The sequence below is a fragment of the Cyanobium sp. ATX 6E8 genome, assembly GCF_024346335.1.
Classification (GTDB): Bacteria; Cyanobacteriota; Cyanobacteriia; order PCC-6307; family Cyanobiaceae; genus Cyanobium_A.
Map to the genome: position 1 here is coordinate 92110 of NZ_JAGQCT010000006.1, position 19202 is coordinate 111311.

The 19202-nt window shown below is 66.8% G+C and carries 14 protein-coding genes and 1 tRNA gene; 12 read left to right on the top strand and 3 right to left on the bottom strand.

What is annotated here, in order from left to right; genetic code table 11:
• Positions 1-414 precede the first annotated feature (414 nt).
• Positions 415-1737 (top strand): Ig-like domain-containing protein, encoded by a 1323-nt coding sequence (locus tag KBY70_RS07165; RefSeq protein WP_254987943.1) that lies wholly within the window; start codon positions 415-417, stop codon positions 1735-1737.
• Complete coding sequence (gene cobJ, locus KBY70_RS07170) at positions 1734-3563, top strand: precorrin-3B C(17)-methyltransferase (protein ID WP_409996030.1); 1830 nt, start codon at positions 1734-1736, stop codon at positions 3561-3563. The genes KBY70_RS07165 and cobJ overlap by 4 nt, the downstream gene beginning before the upstream one ends.
• A 22-nt stretch (positions 3564-3585) precedes the next feature.
• Here the strand turns inward: cobJ and KBY70_RS07175 are convergent.
• Positions 3586-3659, bottom strand: a tRNA-Pro gene (locus KBY70_RS07175).
• Positions 3660-3764: 105 nt separating this feature from the next.
• Between KBY70_RS07175 and lipA the strand changes: the two genes are divergently transcribed.
• Complete coding sequence (gene lipA / locus KBY70_RS07180; protein ID WP_094560083.1) at positions 3765-4634, top strand: lipoyl synthase; 870 nt, start codon at positions 3765-3767, stop codon at positions 4632-4634.
• Between the two features lie 16 nt (positions 4635-4650).
• On the opposite strand, the gene gltB is transcribed toward lipA, so the two are convergent.
• A complete protein-coding gene (gene gltB, locus KBY70_RS07185) occupies positions 4651-9249 on the bottom strand; it encodes a glutamate synthase large subunit (RefSeq protein ID WP_254987944.1) in 4599 nt (1532 codons plus the stop codon).
• Between the two features lie 1113 nt (positions 9250-10362).
• Between gltB and KBY70_RS14550 the strand changes: the two genes are divergently transcribed.
• The 9 genes from KBY70_RS14550 (at position 10363) to KBY70_RS07230 (ending at position 18334) form a co-directional block, all read left to right on the top strand.
• A complete protein-coding gene (locus KBY70_RS14550) occupies positions 10363-11220 on the top strand; it encodes a phosphodiester glycosidase family protein (RefSeq protein ID WP_409996033.1) in 858 nt (285 codons plus the stop codon).
• Positions 11221-11281: 61 nt separating this feature from the next.
• Complete coding sequence (locus KBY70_RS07195) at positions 11282-11638, top strand: AIR synthase (protein ID WP_094560086.1); 357 nt, start codon at positions 11282-11284, stop codon at positions 11636-11638.
• A gap of 65 nt (positions 11639-11703) precedes the next feature.
• Complete coding sequence (gene rpsL, locus KBY70_RS07200) at positions 11704-12078, top strand: 30S ribosomal protein S12 (RefSeq protein WP_094560087.1); 375 nt, start codon at positions 11704-11706, stop codon at positions 12076-12078.
• Between the two features lie 110 nt (positions 12079-12188).
• Complete coding sequence (gene rpsG, locus KBY70_RS07205; protein ID WP_094560088.1) at positions 12189-12659, top strand: 30S ribosomal protein S7; 471 nt, start codon at positions 12189-12191, stop codon at positions 12657-12659.
• Positions 12660-12769: 110 nt separating this feature from the next.
• The gene (gene fusA / locus KBY70_RS07210) at positions 12770-14845 is read left to right on the top strand and encodes an elongation factor G (protein WP_094560089.1); all 2076 of its coding nucleotides are present in this window, start codon (positions 12770-12772) and stop codon (positions 14843-14845) included.
• A gap of 39 nt (positions 14846-14884) precedes the next feature.
• Positions 14885-16114 (top strand): elongation factor Tu, encoded by a 1230-nt coding sequence (tuf, locus tag KBY70_RS07215; protein WP_094560090.1) that lies wholly within the window; start codon positions 14885-14887, stop codon positions 16112-16114.
• Positions 16115-16244: 130 nt separating this feature from the next.
• Positions 16245-16565: a 30S ribosomal protein S10 gene (gene rpsJ / locus KBY70_RS07220; protein WP_006910513.1), complete on the top strand. Its 321-nt coding sequence runs from the start codon at positions 16245-16247 to the stop codon at positions 16563-16565.
• Positions 16566-16667: 102 nt separating this feature from the next.
• Positions 16668-17315, top strand: a complete 648-nt coding sequence (locus KBY70_RS07225; RefSeq protein WP_254987946.1) for an LON peptidase substrate-binding domain-containing protein — start codon at positions 16668-16670, stop codon at positions 17313-17315.
• Between the two features lie 38 nt (positions 17316-17353).
• The gene (locus KBY70_RS07230) at positions 17354-18334 is read left to right on the top strand and encodes a methyltransferase domain-containing protein (RefSeq protein WP_254987947.1); all 981 of its coding nucleotides are present in this window, start codon (positions 17354-17356) and stop codon (positions 18332-18334) included.
• Here KBY70_RS07230 and pheA read toward each other — a convergent pair.
• Positions 18318-19145 (bottom strand): prephenate dehydratase, encoded by an 828-nt coding sequence (pheA, locus tag KBY70_RS07235; protein WP_254987948.1) that lies wholly within the window; start codon positions 19143-19145, stop codon positions 18318-18320. The genes KBY70_RS07230 and pheA overlap by 17 nt on opposite strands.
• Between the last annotated feature and the right edge of the window lie 57 nt (positions 19146-19202).

The window sequence follows — 19202 nt, forward strand, 5'->3', positions numbered from 1 at the left end:
CAGCCGGGAAGAGGCATCGCGAAACCGCGAAACCGCTTGCCACAACTGGAGCTTGGGGCCCCAAATAGGGGACCGCTGGCGGAAGTATAGGGGCCGTTTCCGAGGGGTTTTGGGTTGCAGTTACAAAGGTTCAATCCCGGCGCTTCCCAGGCCAGCACTGGGCTTTACAGAACAAAAAGAATCATCGAGATTGACCTTCTTTTGACCTGGTCGTTATTACTTAATGACCAAAATTCAACCTGTAACAGTCTCTGGATTTCCAGGGTGGCCCGGCCCAGCAGAATGCCCGCAGAAACAGCTGAGCAACCCAGCGTGGGCGCAGGCAGCGCAATCCATCCAGCCCGTCCCCAACCGGGGGCGCACCAGGGCGGATCGCCCGCCCCCAGGCGGCCGATCCGCTGGTGGCAGCCCCTGATGTCGGGCCTGCTGGCGTTGCTGCTGCTGCTGCCCGCGGGTTGCAACCGGCTTTCCAGCACGCGGGGGGGCGAGGCACCAACCCCACCCCTGAGCCCCCAGGGCCCCAGTGGCCGCCTGCAGGAAGTGGCCCCGCCCATCGCCGTGCAGCAGCTCCAGTCAGCGCTGGGCGAGCACAACCCCCAGGTGACGATCCTGGCGCCGCAGGATGGCGTCAACCTGCCCAACGGCCCCGTATCCCTGCGCCTGCAGGTGCGCGATTGGCCGCTGGTCGATGCCGGCGCCCTGGGGCTCGGGCCCCATGTGGTGGTTCAGGTTGATGACCAGGCGCCCGTACGCCTGTCCCGGTCTACCGCGACCGCCAGCCCAGCCAGCCTCCAGATCGACCTGCCAGCCCTTACCCCTGGCAGCCACCGCATCACCGCCTATGCAGCCCGGCCCTGGGGAGAAGCGGTGAAAAGCCCAGGGGCCTGGGACCAGATCCGGGTGCACCGGGTCGCCGCCAATCCCCTGGCGATTCCCCAAGCAGGCAGCCCCCAGTTGATCCCGGTCAGCCCTGGGGACCTGGCAGGCCGGCAGCCGGTGCTGCTCGACTGGCTGCTGCTGGATGCCCCCCTCCAGGGCCTGCGCGACAACGACGGCAGCTGGCGTCTGCGGGTGACCGTGAACGGTGACAGCTTTTTGGTGGATCAAAACGCGCCCCTCTGGCTCAAGGGATGGCAAACCGGCAGCAACAGCGTGCTGTTGGAGCTGGTGGATGGGCGAGGCGAGCCCCTCAACCCTCCTTTCAACACGGTGGTGTCTGAAGTGGTTCTGGATACTGCCGGCCCCGGGCCGATCTGGCAGCGGGGCCGACTGAGCGACGACGAGCTGGCCCAACTGCTGGGCAACGCGCTCCCACCCCCAGCAGAACCCCAACCCACGGCCGCACCTGAGGCCGAACTTGAGGCCGAACTTGAGGCTGCGCCAAAACCCAAACCCGAACCCGAACCCCAGCCAGAGCCGCAGCCAGAGCCGGCAACAGAGCTCCAGGCCGAGGAGCCGCAAGCAGCGGAGCCGGAGCTCGAGGCCCTTCCAGATGTCGAACCCGCCCCAGAGCCCATGGGCGCGGAGACCCCCAGCTCCGCCACCGAACCCAGTCCAGACCCCAGTCCTGAGGGCCAGCTCGCACCCATGCCCCTGGTGCCGGCCAGTTCTCAGCGCATCGCGCCATCCACCAGTCTGGAAGGCTCAGCGCGCAATCAAGTGAACGCCGACGGCTCCCTCCTCAAGCCCAAGCCCCAGGGGCCCCTGTCCGGGTTGCGTCAGAAGCTAGGCGCGTGACGTCCCATTCGAGCCTCAACGCGACGCGCACCGCCGACGGGGCGCCGCGCCGTCCGATCTGGGCGCTGGGCTTCAGTGCGGCCAGCACGCCCCTGCTGGAACGGCTGGCCCAGGCGGGCCTGGTCGATGGCCGGGTCGGCCCAGACGACGAGCCGATGCCACGGGACTGCCTTGCGGACCAATGGCCATCGGCCGGTGCCTTTGTGATCGTCGGGGCCTGCGGTCTGGTGACCCGCCTGATCGCCCCGCTGCTCACGGGCAAGGACAGTGATCCGGCAGTGGTGGTGGTGGATGCCGAGGGCCGCTTCGCCATTCCCCTGCTCGGCGGCCATGCCGCCGGCGCGGATCGGCTCAGCCAGCGGATCGCCGCCAGCTTCGGTGGCCAGGCGGTGCTCACCGGCGCCACCGCCGCCGCGGCACGACTGAGCCTGGACAGCTTCGGCACCGCCTGGGGCTGGCGCCGGGGGGCTGGCGATTGGAACGCACTGATGCACGCGGCCGCCAGGGGGGAAGAGCCTGTCGCGGTGGAGGCCCGCCATGGCAGTCGCCGCTGGCTCGAGCTGCCGGCCGCCGCTGGCCTGCAAACGGTCTGCAGCCCCGACGCGGCCCATCCAGCCATGGTGGTGGACATCCACGCGGGGCAGGGCTGCCGCTGGCACCCGCCCAGCCTGTGGCTGGGTCTTGGCTGTGAACGCAATACCAGCCTCACCCTGCTGGAGCGCCTGGTGGATCAAACCCTGGCAGAGCTGCAGCTGGCACCTGAGGCCGTGGCCGGGCTGGCCAGCATCGACCGCAAGGCCGATGAACCGGCCCTGCTGGCCCTCGCCGCCCAGCGGCAATGGCCCGTTCGCTGGTTTGCAGCAGCGAGCCTGGCCGATGTGCCGGTGCCCAATCCCTCGCCGGCCGTGGCCCAGGAGATGGGCACCGCCAGCGTGGCGGAGGCGGCCGCCCTGCTGGTTGCGGGCCCTGGGGCGCAACTGCTCCAGGCCAAACGCATCGAACGCACCAGCGGCGGTGAGCAGGGGGCCGCCACCCTGGCGATTGCTCTGGCGGAAAGCCAATGGGCCCCCCAGCGGGGTCAGCTGCACCTGGTGGGCAGCGGCCCGGGCAGCCTGGATCTGCTCACCGGCGATGCCCGGCGCGCCCTGGCTGACGCCACCGTCTGGGTGGGCTATGGCCTCTACCTCGACCTGCTCGAACCCCTGCGGCGTCCGGATCAACTGCGCTGTGATGGCCAACTCACCGAGGAGCGGGCCCGCTGCGCCCTGGCCCTGGAGCTGGCGAGCCAGGGGCTGAACGTGGCCCTGGTGTCATCGGGCGACAGCGGCATCTACGCCATGGCCGGCCTGGCCCTGGAGTTGTGGCTGGCCCAACCAGCGGATGGACGCCCCAGCTTCGCCGTCCATCCGGGCATCTCGGCGCTGCAGCTGGCCGCCGCGCGGGCTGGTGCCCCATTGATGCACGACTTCTGCACCATCAGCCTCAGCGATCGACTCACGCCCTGGGCCGTGATCGAGCGACGGCTGCAGGCTGCCGCCACAGGGGATTTCGTCGTGGCGCTCTACAACCCGCGGTCCCAGGGGCGCGACTGGCAACTGGCCCGGGCCCAAGAGCTGTTGCTCCAAGGCCGGCCAGCCAGCACCCCGGTGGCCCTCGCCCGCCAGCTCGGACGAGCCGACGAGGCCGTGAGCCTGCACACCCTGGGCGAACTTCCGGTGGAGCAGGTGGACATGCTCACCTTGGTGCTCGTGGGCAACAGCAGCAGCTATGCCCGCGATGGCCGCATGGTGACTCCCCGCGGCTACCCGGGGGCCGAGCTCAGCTGAGCCGAAGCCATGGAAGAAAAAATCGGGATGACAGGATTCGAACCTGCGGCCCCTTCGTCCCGAACGAAGTGCGCTACCAAGCTGCGCTACATCCCGATGGAGCGACTTTAGGGGATGGCCTCCGCCCAACCCCCCTGATCCCGGTGGCTTTCTAGAGTCTCGTCCAGCCCTTCCTTCGGCCCCACCGGCCTGCGTTGCGCCGTGCTCAAACCCGACTGGCTGCGCGTCAAGGCCCCCCAGCGGGAACGGATCGGCGAGGTGGCCGACCTGCTGCTGGACCTGAAGCTCAACACCGTCTGCCAGGAGGCCAGCTGCCCCAACATCGGCGAGTGCTTCGCCGGCGGCACCGCCACCTTCTTGATCATGGGGCCGGGCTGCACCCGCGCCTGCCCCTACTGCGACATCGACTTCGACAAGAGCGTGCGAGAGCTCGATCCCACCGAGCCCGAGCGCCTGGGGGAAGCGGTGGCCCGGCTGGGGCTCAAGCACGTGGTGATCACCTCGGTGAACCGCGATGACCTGGCCGATGGCGGCGCCAGCCAGTTTGTGGCCTGCATTGCACACGTGCGCGCCCGCTCACCGCTCACCACGATCGAGCTGCTGATCCCCGATTTCTGCGGCAACTGGGAGGCGCTGGCGGCGGTGATGGAGGGCGCCCCGGAGGTGCTTAACCACAACATCGAAACCGTGCCGAGGCTCTACAAAAAAGCCCGGCCCCAGGGCATCTACGCGCGTTCTCTGGAGCTGCTGCAACGGGTGCGCGCAGGCTGGCCGCGCACCTACACCAAATCCGGCCTGATGACCGGCCTGGGCGAAACCGACACGGAGGTGCTCGAGGTGATGGCCGATCTACGGCGCCACCGGGTGGACATCGTGACCATTGGCCAGTACCTCTCCCCGGGCCCCAAACACCTGCCAGTAGACCGGTTCGTGACTCCTGAGCAATTCGACGGCTTCCGCCGCCATGGCGAAGAGGCCCTGGGCTTTCTGCAGGTGGTGAGCTCCCCGCTCACCCGCAGCAGCTACCACGCCGGCGAGGTGCAGCGGCTGATGCGGCAGTACCCCCGCTGAGGGGGGAGGGCGCTAGCTAGGCCGCCACCGCTTGCCGCTCCGCCAGGCCCACGGTGGCCTTCTCGCTGGGAGGTACCAGCAGCTTGAAGCGAGCCTTCCAGTTGCTCCAATCGGCCAGGATCGCCGCGGCCTTGGCGCTGCCGGTGGCTTGCAGGTGGGCCTCCAGCAGGGGCTTGAGCAAGGCCTCCTGCTCCGGGGTTGTGAGCTCGGCGATCGCCACGATCTCGGGGTTGACCCGCTCCGTCAGGCCGCCGGTTTCATCCAGAATGAAGGCCACACCGCCGGTCATGCCGGCGGCCACGTTGCGGCCGGTGCTGCCCAGCACCACCACCACACCGCCAGTCATGTACTCGCAGCAGTGGTCGCCGGCGCCTTCCACCACGGTGCGGGCACCGCTGTTGCGCACGGCGAAGCGCTCACCGGCGCGGCCGAGGGCAAACAGCTCACCGCCTGTGGCGCCGTAGAGGCATGTGTTGCCCAGGATCACCTGGCTGCCTGGATCCTGCACGCCGGCGGGGGGCACCACGGTGAGGCGGCCACCGTTGAGGCCCTTGCCCACGTAGTCGTTGGCTTCACCCACCAGGCGCACGTTCATGCCCTGGAGCACGAAGGCCCCGAAGCTCTGACCCGCGGCCCCTTCGTAGGTGAGGTCAAGCTGGCCAGCGAAGCCGGTGTTGCCATGGCGGGCGGCGATTTCGCCGGAGAGGCGGGCGCCCACGCTGCGGTCGGTGTTCACGATCGCCAGGGTGCGGGCCACGCGGCCGTGGCCCTCCATGGCCGCCATCACCTCAGCGTCGGCCAGGAGCTGGTCTTCCAAGATCTGCCCATTGCCATGGGCCTCGGCATCGTGCTGCAACCAGCGGCGATCGGCCGCTGCTGGAATCGGATCGATCAGGCAGGAGAGATCAAGGGCCTGAGTTTTGGCCAGCTGCACGGTGCGGGCCTGCAGCAGCTCGGTGCGGCCGATCAGGTCTTCGAGGCGGGCCACGCCGAGCACGCTCAGCAGCTGGCGCACCTCCTCGGCCACGAACAGGAAGAAATTCACCACGTGCTCGGGCACGCCGGGGAAGCGCTTGCGCAGGTTCTCCTTCTGGGTGGCGACCCCCACGGGGCAGTTATTGGTGTGGCAAACGCGGGCCATGATGCAGCCCTCAGCGATCATCGCCACCGAGCCGAATCCGTATTCCTCAGCGCCCAGCAGGGCGGCGATGATCACGTCCCAGCCGGTCTTGAGGCCGCCATCGGCGCGCAGCAGCACCCGATCGCGCAGTCCGTTTTCCAGCAGAGAACGGTGCACCTCAGTGAGGCCTAGCTCCCAGGGGCTGCCGGCATGCTTGATCGAACTCAGCGGTGAGGCACCGGTGCCGCCGTCGTGGCCGGAGATCTGGATCACATCAGCATTGGCCTTGGCCACCCCTGCGGCGATCGTGCCGATGCCGATCTCGGCCACCAGCTTCACGCTCACCTTGGCGGCGGGATGCACCTGGTGCAGGTCGTGGATCAGCTGGGCCAGGTCCTCGATCGAATAGATGTCGTGGTGGGGTGGTGGCGAGATCAGCGCCACGCCGGGCTTGCTGTTGCGCAGCCAGGCGATGTAAGGATCCACCTTGGGTCCCGGCAGCTGGCCGCCCTCGCCGGGCTTGGCCCCCTGGGCCACCTTGATCTCCAGCTGCCGGCCGCTGCGCAGGTATTCAGGGGTCACACCGAAACGGCCCGAGGCGATCTGCTTGATCGCCGAGCAGGCGGTATCGCCGTTGCGAAGTCCCTTGAGCGTGGGCAGGGTGGCGGAACGCCCCTCCCCGTCCACATCGTTGAGGGTGTGGAAGCGAGCTGGGTCTTCGCCGCCCTCGCCGCTGTTGCTCTTGCCACCGATGCGGTTCATGGCGATGGCCAGCACCTCGTGGGCCTCGCGCGAGAGCGCCCCCAGGCTCATGCCACCGGTGCAGAAACGGCTGCAAATGCTCTCGATGCTCTCGACCTGCTCGATGGGTAAGGGAGCGGGTGCGGGCTTGAGCTCCAGCAGGTCGCGCAGGGCGGTGACCGGCCGGTTTTCCAACAGGGTTTTGTAGGTGGAGAAGTGGTCGTAGCCGGGGCCGGCCTTCACGGCCGCATGCAGGGCCTTGGCCATCTCCGGGCTGTTGAGGTGGTATTCGCCACCGGTGCGGTATTGCACAAAGCCCATGAATTCGAGCTTGGTGCGGTTGAGCTCGGGGAAGGCTTTGGCGTGGAAGCTCAGAGTTTCGCTGGCCAGCTCGCCCAGGCTCAGGCCCGCCACCCGGCTGGTGGTGCCCTTGAAGGCCAGCGCGATCAGGTCGGCACCGAGGCCGATCGCCTCAAAGATCTGGGCGCCGTGGTAGCTGGCCAGCAGCGAGATGCCGATCTTGGACAGGATCTTGCGCAGGCCATCCTCCAGGGCCTTGCGCACGTTGGCCTGGGCCTGGTCGGGCGTGAGGGCCGGCAACTTGCCGGTTTCGATCAGCTTCTGCACGCGGGGATGTGCCAGCCAGTGTCGAGTGGTTTCCCAGGTGAGCCAGGGGCATACAGCGCTGGCGCCATAGCCGATCAGGCAGGCCAAGTGATGGGTGCTCCAACACTGGGCCGTGTCCACCACCAGGGAGGCCTGCAGCCGCAGCCCCAGGTTCAGCAGGTGATGGTGCACCGCCCCCACCGCCAGCAGCGGCGGGATGGTGGTGATGGTGGCCGTGATCCCACCGCTGGGGCCGCCACGATCACTGAGCACCAGGATCTGGGTGCCAGCGCGCACGGCCGCCTCCGCCTCTGCCTTGAGGCGCTCCACCGCAGCCGCCAGACCCCCAGGTCCAGCAGTGATCGGCATCAAGGTGGAGAGCGTGGTGGCGGGCAAACCTTGCTCGGCCACCGCCGCCAGCTCCGCCTCATTGAGGATCGGACTGGCCAGGTGCAGCACCGCGGCCGAGGCGGCCTCCGGCTTCAGGGGCGAGCCCCGCTTGCCCAGGTGCATCTCCAGGCTCATCACCAGCTTTTCCCGCAGGGGATCGATCGGCGGGTTGGTGACCTGAGCGAAGCGCTGCTTGAAATAGTCGTAGAGCAGGTGCGGTTTATCGGAGAGCACCGCCAGGGGGATGTCATCACCCATGCAGTAGGTGGGCTCCTTGGCTGCGCCGGCCATGTCCTCGATCACCAGCTCAAAGTCTTCGGCGGTGAAGCCAAAGGCCGTTTGCTGCTGCAGTAGCTCCAGATCGCCCAGCTGGCGCTCCTGCGTCCAGGGCTGGGCCGCCAGGCTGCGGCGATGCTCCGCCAGCCAGGCGCCGTAGGGGTGACGGGCCGCCACCTCCTGCTTCACATCCCAGTTTCGCAGCAGGCGGCCCTGCTCCAGATCCACCGCCAGCATCTGACCGGGGCCCAGGCGGCCCTTTTCGATGATGCGGCTCTCCTCGAGCTCCACCACGCCGGTTTCAGAGCCCATCACCACGAAGCCATCGCTGGTGATGCAGTAGCGGGCCGGGCGCAGGCCATTGCGATCCAGGGTGGCGCCGACGCTGCGGCCATCGGCGAACACCAGCAGGGCCGGGCCGTCCCAGGGCTCCTGGGTGCAAGCGGAATACTCGTAGAAGGCCGTGATCTCAGGTTTGCCTGTCAGCTCCGGCTGATCGCGGAAGGCCTCCGGCACCAGGGTGAGCAAGCTCTCCGTGATGGGCCGGCCGCTGCGCACCAGCAGCTCGAGGGTGGCGTCAAGGTTGGCCGAGTCGCTGAAGGCGGCATTCACCACCGGCTTGAGGTCACCAGCGGCCTCCCCCCACACCGCATCGAGGCTGGCCTCCGAGGCCCGGGCCCAGTTGAGGTTGCCCAGCAGGGTGTTGATCTCGCCGTTGTGGCCCAACAGCCGCATGGGCTGGGCCAGGGGCCAGCGGGGCAGGGTGTTGGTGCTGAAGCGGCGGTGGTACATCGCATAGCTCACGGCAAAGCGCGCATCGCGCAGGTCGCCATAAAAGGCGGCGAGCACCTCCGAGCGCACCATGCCCTTGTACACAACCGTGCGGCTGCTCAAGGAGGCGAAGTAGAGGTCGCTGGGTCCAGGGCCCCAGGCCTCGCGGGCCCGGTCGCCGCAGCGGCGGCGCAGGCGAAATAGCACCGACTCCAGGGCATCGCCGGCTTCGTCGGCGGCCAGCAGCCACTGCTCAATCGCCGGAGCGGTGCCCAGGGCCAGGGGGCCCAGCACTGCTGGATTCAGCGGCACCGCGCGCCAACCCAGGCTGCGAAGCCCCAGCTTGGCGGCCTCTTCGGCGCAGAAGGCTTTGGCCTGCTCGCGCTTGGTGGCATCGGCCGGCAGGAACAGCATGCCCAGGCCGCGGGCACTGCCGTTGGCAGCCGCTGCCTCGGGCCACACTGCCTCCAGATAGCTCCAGGGGATGCCGCAGAGCACCCCGGCACCGTCGCCGGAATCGCCATCGCCGCCGCAGCCGCCGCGGTGCTCCATGCAATCGAGGCCACGCAGGGCCTGCTGCAGCACCCAGTGGCTGGCTTCCCCCTTCAGGCTGGCCAGGAAGCCCACGCCGCAGGCGTCCTTCTCGCCCGCGACCGCCGCCGGTGCGGGGCTGTCGCAATGGGGCCAAACGGGGCGAGGGGAACGAGGCATAACCCGAAACGGTCCGGCAGTTGATCTGACAGATCAGCGCTGCAGCACACCCGGAGGTGCCTGCAACAGCAGAACGTCCAATCCTAGGGATGTACACCCCCCTGCCCTGGTCGCCCCAACGGCGAAGAGGGCTAGCGTTCAGCGCTGACGGCTGGGTGGGCCATGGCTTCCGCAGCTTCGCTGGCTCCCTGGCTCCTGGTTCTCCTGCTACCGGCGGCCAGCCGGGCCATCCCCCAAGCGGTGCCACCGCCGCCCCCACCACCGCCTCCACCTCCTGCCACAACGCCGGCCACACCTGCGGCTCCAGCCAGGCTCCCAGGGGCCAACCGTGCCCCCCGCCCTGAAACAGGCCAGCAGCGGCAGGGCAGCAGCCTGCGGATCAACGGCCGCACCCGAACGGCCCGTTGGCTTTGGGTTGGGCCATCCGGCGACCGCCCCACGCAACTCTGGATTCCGCTGGAGGTGCTTGAGAACCAGCTGGGGGTCACCAGCCGCAGCCGCAGCGACGGCTCCCTCGATCTGGAGTGGTTCGGCCAAGGGCTCCAGGTGCCTGCCAACGCCCAGCGCAGCCTCGACGACGAGGTGACCATCGAGGTGAGCCCGATGTTTCGCGCCCTCGGGGTGGCCATGCGACAGGAGGGCAACCTGCTCAACCTCGAGCTGGCCAAGCCCCAGCTCCTGCAGGTGCGCAGCTCCACTCCGGGAAGCATCCGACGCGTCGTCCTCGACCTCAGTGGTCCGGCTGTTCTGGAGGGCGACGCCGGCGGGCTGAGGGTCGATCTCACCAGCCGGAACGAGCAGCAGGCGCAGCTTCAGGGCCTCGGCCTGTTGGGCCAGCAGGCCGCCGCAGGCCTGAGCCTCAAGCCCGCCACGGGCAAGTTGGGCCGTGTGTTCAGCCTGGGGGATCCGGCCCGGGTGGTGATCGAGTGGCCCGTTGAGGCCAGCGGCGCCTCAGCCAGCCCCGCCCCTCCGATTGATCCCCGCCTGCAGGCCTTGCTCGGCAAGGAGGTGCAGTGGGATCGGCTGATTCGCCAGGGGGTGCGCATCAATGCGGTCCGCATCGATCCCCGCACCGCCCCCCTGCAGCTCCGGCCCCTGGCCAGGCCAGGGGGGATGGAAGGGCTCAGTTCGCTGGTGCAGCTCGCCAACCAGCAGCAGGCCTGGGTGGCCATCAACGGCGGCTACTTCAACCGGGTGCGGCGCCTGCCCCTCGGTGCCCTGAAGGACAACGGCCGCTGGCTGTCCGGACCCATCCTGAACCGGGGCGTGGCGGCCTGGGGCGAGCGCAGCCTGCCCCAATTCGGTCGTTTGCAGTTGCGCGAATGGATCGTGAGCCCGAGCGGCCAGCGGCTGCCGATCGTGGTGGTGAACAGCGGCTATGTGCAGCGCGGCATCAGCCGCTACACCGCCGACTGGGGGTCGAGCTACAAGGCCCTGAGCGGCTCGGAAACGGGCCTGCTGATCCAGGCGGGCAGTGTGCGGCAGCGGCTCGGCCCCGCCGAGCTCGACGCCGGCGTGCTCCTGCGGGGGGATGACCTGTTGCTGGTGGCTCGCGGCGGCGCAGAACTGCCCTGGGGGCCGGGCGAGCGACTCCAGCTCGAGAGCCGCCCGAGCAACGACCTGGGCCTGGCACCCCATGTGATCGGGGGCGGCCCCTTGCTGCTCCTGGACGGCCGCATTGTGCTCAATGGCGCCGCCGAGAACTTCAGCAGCTCCTTCCTCAGCCAAGGGGCGCCGCGCACCGTGCTGGCCAGCGACGACCGGCAGGTGTGGTTGATCACCATGGAAGGCACCCAGGACAGCGGACCCTCACTGGGGGAAACGGCCGCCCTGCTGCAGCAATTGGGACTGCGCCATGCCCTCAACCTCGATGGCGGCAGCTCCACCGGCCTGGTGCTGGGAGGCTCGCTGCAGGTGAAGGGCAGAGGCGTGGCCGGCTCGGTGCATAACGGCGTGGGACTGGTGCCATGAAACGGCTGTGGAGCTGGCGAGTCCTGCCAAAGTGGAGGGCCGACCACCTCCCGAGCCCGCCATGCCCAAGGGTCACAGCCTGCGCGTGACCGCCGCCGCCGCAGCTGAGCTGGGGCGGCAAGCTGCCGTGGCCGGCACCCCCGGGATGATGCACCTCGACCTGGTGGAGGGCAGCTGCGAGCGTTGGGCCATCCGGCTGCGACCCGGCCAACTGGCGGGAACGCCGATCGCCCGCGCCGATGGCATCACCCTCTACGCCCCGCCGGAGCAGCTCACCCTGCTCACGGGTTTGAGCCTCGACTATCGCGGCGACATCAGCGGAGGAGGCTTTTTGGTGCGCCCCGGCGAGGGCGTGGTGAGCTGCGCCTGTGGCACTGCATTCAGCCGGGGAGGGGCGAGCCGACAGGCGACCCAGTAAGGTGACGGATTGTCGAAATCGGTCGGACGTCCGACCAATGTTCTCCGACCAGATCCCGGCCCTCGATGCCCACCATTCAACAGCTGATCCGTACTGAGCGCCAGAGTCTTTCCCGAAAGACAAAGTCGCCTGCCCTGCGCTCTTGCCCCGAGCGCCGTGGTGTCTGCACCCGCGTGTACACCTCCACTCCGAAGAAGCCGAACTCGGCCCTTCGCAAGGTGGCTCGCGTGCGCCTCACCTCCGGCTTCGAGGTGACGGCCTACATCCCCGGCATCGGCCACAACCTCCAGGAGCACTCTGTGGTGCTGATCCGGGGAGGTCGCGTCAAGGATCTGCCCGGCGTGCGGTACCACATCATTCGGGGCACCCTGGACACGGCTGGCGTGAAGGATCGCCGCCAGTCCCGTTCCAAGTACGGCGCCAAGACGCCGAAAGCCTGAGTTGACGTTGATTCAGCCGGTCAAGCCGCTGAATCGCTGCCAACTGCCTACCAGGCACCCGCCTGGGTCCCTGGTCCATTCCACCCTCGTCCTTCCCGCTCCGGTCGACCATGTCTCGCCGCAATGCCGCCGAGAAGCGCCCCGTGCTTCCCGACCCTCAGTTCAACAGCCGCCTGGCCTCGATGATCGTGGCCCGGCTGATGAAACACGGCAAAAAATCCACCGCCCAGCGCATCCTCTCAGACGCGTTTTCGCTGATCAACGACCGCACGGGCTCTGATCCGCTTGAGCTGTTCGAAACCGCCGTCCGCAACGCCACGCCCCTGGTGGAAGTGCGGGCCCGACGCGTGGGTGGCGCCACCTATCAGGTGCCGATGGAAGTACGCCAAGAGCGCGGCACCGCCATGGCCCTGCGCTGGTTGGTCAACTTCTCCCGGGCCCGCAACGGGCGCAGCATGGCCCAGAAATTGGCCGGTGAGCTGATGGATGCGGCCAATGAAGCCGGCAGTGCCGTTCGCAAGCGGGAAGAAACCCACAAGATGGCCGAAGCCAACAAGGCCTTCGCCCACTACCGCTACTGATTCCCTTCAGTTGCCCTTCAAGCGGCTGAAGTCCTGGGCGGCTTCAGCTACTGCAGACCCAGTCTGTAGAGTAACGCCCTCGTTTTGTAGACCTCTCGGAGACTTGCCCCGTGGCCCGCGCCTTTCCACTGGAACGCGTTAGAAATATCGGTATTGCCGCGCACATTGATGCTGGCAAGACCACCACAACTGAACGGATTCTGTTCTATTCAGGCGTGGTGCACAAGATGGGCGAGGTGCACGACGGCGCCGCTGTCACCGACTGGATGGAGCAGGAGCGCGAGCGCGGCATCACCATTACTGCTGCGGCCATTTCCACCAGCTGGAAAGACAACCGCATCAACATTATCGACACCCCCGGGCACGTCGACTTCACGATCGAAGTGGAGCGCTCAATGCGGGTGCTGGACGGCGTGGTCGCCGTGTTCTGTGCCGTCGGTGGCGTCCAGCCCCAGTCGGAAACCGTGTGGCGCCAAGCTGATCGCTACAACGTGCCTCGGATCGTGTTCGTCAACAAGATGGACCGCACCGGTGCCAACTTCCTGAAGGTCTACGAGCAGATCAAAGATCGCCTGAAGGCCAATGCTGCCCCGATCCAACTGCCGATCGGCGCCGAAGGTGAGCTGAAAGGGATCATCGACCTGGTGCGTAACAAGGCGATCATCTACACGAATGATCTCGGCACCGACATCATCGAAAGCGAGATTCCGGCTGACATGAAGGACGAGGCCCAGGAATGGCGCCTCAAGCTGATGGAATCGGTCGCCGAATCCGACGAAACACTAATTGATGCTTTCCTCGAAAACGGCGAGCTCACAGAGGAGCAGCTGATCAAGGGCATCCGCAGCGCCACCATTCATCACGGCATGGTGCCGATGGTGTGCGGCTCGGCCTTCAAGAACAAGGGCGTGCAGCTGGTGCTCGACGCCGTCGTCGACTACCTGCCCGCTCCTGTGGACGTGCCGCCGATCACCGGCCTGCTGCCTGATGGCACCGAGTCAAACCGCCCCTGCGACGACAGCGCCCCCTTCAGCGCCCTGGCCTTCAAGGTGATGGCCGACCCGTACGGGAAACTCACCTTTGTGCGCATGTATTCGGGCGTGCTCAACAAGGGCAGCTACGTGCTCAACTCCACCAAAGACAAGAAAGAGCGCATCTCCCGCCTGATTCTGCTTAAGGCCGATGACCGGGAAGAGGTGGATGAGCTGCGCGCCGGCGACCTGGGTGCCGTGCTGGGCCTCAAGGACACCACCACAGGCGACACCCTCTGCGTCGAGTCCGATCCGATCATTCTCGAATCGCTCTACATCCCCGAGCCAGTGATCTCGGTGGCCGTGGAGCCGAAAACCAAGGGCGACATGGAGAAGCTCTCCAAGGCACTCCAGTCCCTGTCGGAGGAAGACCCCACCTTCCGGGTCTCCACCGATCCGGAAACCAGCCAGACCGTGATTGCCGGCATGGGCGAACTCCACCTGGAAATCCTGGTGGACCGGATGCTGCGCGAATTCAAGGTGGAAGCGAACATCGGCGCCCCCCAGGTGTCGTATCGCGAAACCATTCGCTCCAGCTCCAAAGGCGAAGGCAAATTTGCTCGCCAAACCGGTGGCAAGGGCCAATACGGCCACGTGGTGATCGAAATGACACCCGGCGAGCCGGGTTCAGGGTTTGAATTCGTCAACAAGATTGTTGGCGGCATCGTTCCCAAGGAGTACATCGGCCCCGCCGAAGCCGGCATGAAGGAGACCTGCCAATCCGGCGTGATTGCAGGTTTCCCCATGATCGACGTCAGGGCGACCATGGTCGACGGCTCCTATCACGACGTCGACTCTTCGGAGATGGCGTTTAAGATCGCCGGATCCATGGCCTTCAAAGACGCCGTCAAGAAGTGCAATCCTGTACTTCTTGAGCCGATGATGAAGGTGGAGGTCGAGATCCCCGAGGATTTCCTTGGATCGGTCATCGGCGACCTGTCATCCCGTCGCGGCCAGGTCGAAGGGCAGTCCATTGACAATGGGCAGTCCAAGGTCCAGTCGAAAGTGCCCCTGGCCGAGATGTTCGGCTATGCCACCCAGCTCCGATCCATGACCCAGGGTCGGGGTATTTTCTCGATGGAGTTCAGCCATTACGAGGAAGTTCCTCGCAATGTGGCTGAGGCCATCATCTCCAAGAATCAGGGCAATTCCTGATCTCTCCTCTACCCGTTAACCCCCCGATTCTTTCCACTCATGGCACGCGAGAAGTTCGAAAGGAACAAGCCCCACGTCAACATCGGCACCATTGGCCACGTTGACCATGGCAAAACCACCCTGACGGCTGCCATCACCAACGTGCTGGCATCCCAAGGCATGGCCAAGGCCCAGGCCTACGACGAAATCGATGGTGCCCCTGAAGAGAAAGAGCGGGGGATCACCATCAACACCGCGCACGTCGAATACGAAACCGGCAAGCGTCACTATGCCCACGTGGACTGCCCCGGCCACGCGGACTACGTGAAGAACATGATCACCGGTGCTGCCCAGATGGACGGCGCCATCCTGGTGGTGGCCGCCACCGACGGCCCGATGGCCCAGACCAAGGAGCACATTCTGCTGGCCAAGCAGGTGGGCGTGCCCGCACTGGTGGTGTTCCTCAACAAGAAGGACATGGTCGACGACGAGGAGATCCTCGAGCTCGTCGAACTGGAGATGCGTGAACTGCTCAGCAGCTACGACTTCCCCGGCGATGACATCCCCGTGGTGGCTGGTTCAGCCCTGAAGGCTCTGGAGTACATCCAGGCTGGCAACAAGGCTGAGCGTGGCGCCGACGAGTGGGTCGACAAAATCCTCGACCTGATGGATGCGGTCGATGAGTCGATCCCCGAGCCCGAGCGCGAAATCGACAAGCCGTTCCTGATGGCCATCGAAGACGTCTTCTCGATCACCGGTCGTGGCACCGTGGCCACCGGTCGGATCGAGCGCGGCAAGGTGAAGGTCGGCGAGACCGTGCAGATCGTGGGGATCAGGGACACCCGCGAAACCACCGTCACCGGCGTGGAAATGTTCCGCAAGCTCCTCGACGAGGGCATGGCCGGGGACAACGTGGGCCTGCTGCTGCGCGGTGTGCAGAAGGAAGACATCGAGCGCGGCATGGTGCTGGTCAAGCCCGGCTCCATCACCCCCCACACCAAGTTTGAGGGTGAGGTGTATGTGCTGAAGAAGGAAGAAGGCGGCCGCCACACCCCCTTCTTCGCTGGCTATCGCCCGCAGTTCTACATCCGTACGACCGACGTGACCGGCCAGATCACGGCCTTCACCTCCGACGACGGTGCGAACGTGGAAATGGTGATGCCCGGTGATCGCATCAAGATGACCGGCGAGCTGATCTGCCCAGTGGCCATCGAGCAGGGCATGCGCTTCGCCATCCGTGAAGGCGGCCGCACCATCGGTGCCGGCGTGGTCTCCAAGATCATCGCCTGAGCCTGAGGTAAGTTTCATGGGGTGGGTCCACCGGGCTCACCCCTTACCAGCACCTCGACAATCCAGCTCCATCAGCCCTCCGGCTGGCCAGGCTTGAGCCCCTTGACGACCGTTCCGAGTCTGATCTCCCATGTCCACCGCCATTGCTCAGCAGAAGATCCGCATTCGCCTGAAGGCGTTTGATCGCCGCATGCTGGATCTCTCCTGCGAAAAAATCATCGAAACCGCCGATCACACCGCTGCCACTGCCATCGGCCCCATCCCCCTGCCCACCAAGCGCAAGATCTACTGCGTGCTGCGCTCGCCCCACGTCGACAAGGACTCCCGCGAGCACTTCGAAACCCGCACCCACCGGCGCATCATCGACATCTACAGCCCTTCGGCGAAAACGATCGACGCGCTGATGAAGCTGGATCTGCCCAGCGGCGTCGACATCGAAGTCAAGCTCTGATCCACGGATCAGGGTTCGAGCCTCCAGGTTCTTTGCCCCTGTCACGCCAGCGCGTGGCGGGGGCATTTTTTCTAGGATGGCTAGGCATCTCCTGATCAAGCCATGGGTGAACTGGCCGTACGGGAGCTGCCACTGTTTCCCCTACCCGACGTGGTGCTCTTCCCCCAGGAAGTGCTGCCACTGCACATTTTTGAGCCCCGTTACCGCATGCTGCTGCGCACGGTGATGGCCGGTGACCAGCGTTTTGGGGTGGTGCGCTGGGATCCCCAGACCCAAACCATGGCCGAAGTGGGCTGCTGTGCTGAGATCCTGCACTGCCAAACCCAGGATGACGACCGCAGCAACATCGTGACCATGGGTCAGCAGCGCTTTCGCGTGCTCGACATTGTGCGCGAGGCACCCTTTCGGGTGGGTCTGGTGAGCTGGATTGAAGATGACCCCGAAGCCGGCCCTGCCGAGCTGGATGAACTGGCTGGCACGGTCGGTCAGGCCCTGCGGGACGTGGTGGAGCTCACGGGCAAGCTGATCGGCAAACCCGCCAGCCTGCCCAACGACCTGCCCGAACTGCCCCGGGAACTGTCCTTTTGGATCGGCGCCCACCTGGGTGGCCCCGTGGCCGACCACCAGCAGGCTCTCCTGGAAATCACCGACACCGGCGAGCGGTTGCGCCAGGAGTATGAGCTGCTCGATCAGACCCGCCGGCAATTGGCAGCCCGCACCGTGCTCAAGGACACGTTCCAGCCTCAGTAATCACAGCCCAAGTAATCCCAGCCCCAGTAAGCGGTTTCATGACCCTCCTCAGCTGGCCCCTGGCCGCCACCATCGGGGCTGGAGCCCTCCTTGCCGCGGCCATCGCCGTGGCCACCCGCTTTTGGCTGCAGCGCAGGCGCCGCTATGAATCCAGCGCCAGCGTGGCCGACGCCTACGACCGCTGGACCAATGACCAGCTGCTGGAACGCCTCTGGGGTGACCACATCCACCTGGGCCACTACCGCAACTCCGGGCGAGCCCCAAGCGGGCACCAGGACTTCCGCGCCGCGAAGGAGACCTTCGTGCATGAATTGGTGCGCTGGAGCGGCCTGGACCGGCTGCCCGCCGGGTCGACGGTGCTCGATGTGGGCTGCGGCATCGGCGGCAGCGCCCGCATCCTGGCCCGCGATTACGGCCTCAACGTGTTGGGCATCAGCATCAGCCCTGCCCAGATCGCCCGGGCCCAGGCGCTTACGCCAGCCGGCCTCAGCTGCCGCTTCGCGGTGATGGATGCCCTGGCCCTGGAGGTGGCCGACGCCAGCGTCGACGCGGTGTGGAGCGTGGAGGCCTGCCCCCACATGCCCGACAAGCAGCGCTACGCCGATGAGCTGCTCCGGGTGGTCAAACCCGGCGGCCTCCTGGCCGTGGCCGACTGGAACCGGCGCGACCCCGCCGATGGCGCCATGACCCGCCGGGAGCGCTGGGTGATGCGCCAGTTGCTGGAGCAGTGGGCCCATCCCGAATTCGCCAGCATCCGCGGCCTCCGCCAGCACCTTGAACAGAGTCGCTACGCCGGCGGGATGGCTGTGGACACCGATGACTGGACCCGGGCCACCCTGCCCTCCTGGATCGACTCGATCGCCGAAGGGGTGCGGCGGCCTGGGGCCATCCTCGGGCTGGGGCCTGGAGCGGTGCTGCAGGGCCTGCGGGAAACCCCCACGATCCTGCTGATGCACTGGGCCTTTGCCACTGGGCTGATGCAGTTCGGCGTGTTCCGCGGCGTCAAGCCAGGTTGGTGATCGGGTAAGCACCGAACAGGGCCAGGTGCTCACAAAGGGGGCCCAACTCGGCCAGGGCCGCCTCAAGGGGCGTGGAGCCCTCGGACAGTTCCAGGTCGACGAAAAAGATGTATTCACCCATCTCCCGTTTCGACGGCCGCGATTCGATGCGGCTCATGTTCAGCCCGCGCTGGGCAAAACAGCCCAGTGCCTCGAGCAGGGCCCCGGGCTGGTTGGAGTGGAGCGAGAAGGCGAGGCTGGCCATGGGCCCCTCGGCAGCGCGCTCCCCGCGGCGCAGCAGCAGGAAGCGGGTGCAATTGCCGGCTACATCATTGATCGGGTAAGCCAGCTCCTGCAGGCCGTGCTCCGCAGCGGCCTGCCGTGAGGCCACCGCCGCCCGGAAGCGGCTGCCGGCCACCATGCGGGCGGCTTCGGCGGTGGAACTGGTGGGCAGCTGCAGGGCCTGGGGCAAGTGCTCCGAGAGCCACTGGCTGCACTGGGCAAGGGCCTGGGGGTGGGAGAGCACCTCACTGACCCCCTCAATCGGACCACTGCCCAGCAGGGCGTGGCGGATCGGCAGCACCAGGGCACGGGCCACCGTGAGATCCGGATGCTCCCAGAGCGCATCCAGACAGGCGGTCACGCCTCCCTCCACCGAGTTTTCCACCGGCACCACGGCGGCGTCACAACTGCCCTGGGCCAGGGCCTGCACCACGGCCCGAATCCCGAGTTGGGGCACCAGCTCAGGGTTGGCGATGCCCTCGAGCTCCGCCAATTGCCGGGTTGCCTGCTCGCCGTAGGTGCCGGCCGGGCCGAGGAAGGCAAAACGCATCGTTTCCAGAAACCGAGGAAAGCCCCCGACGGAGGGCCGATAGGATCATGCCGCGCC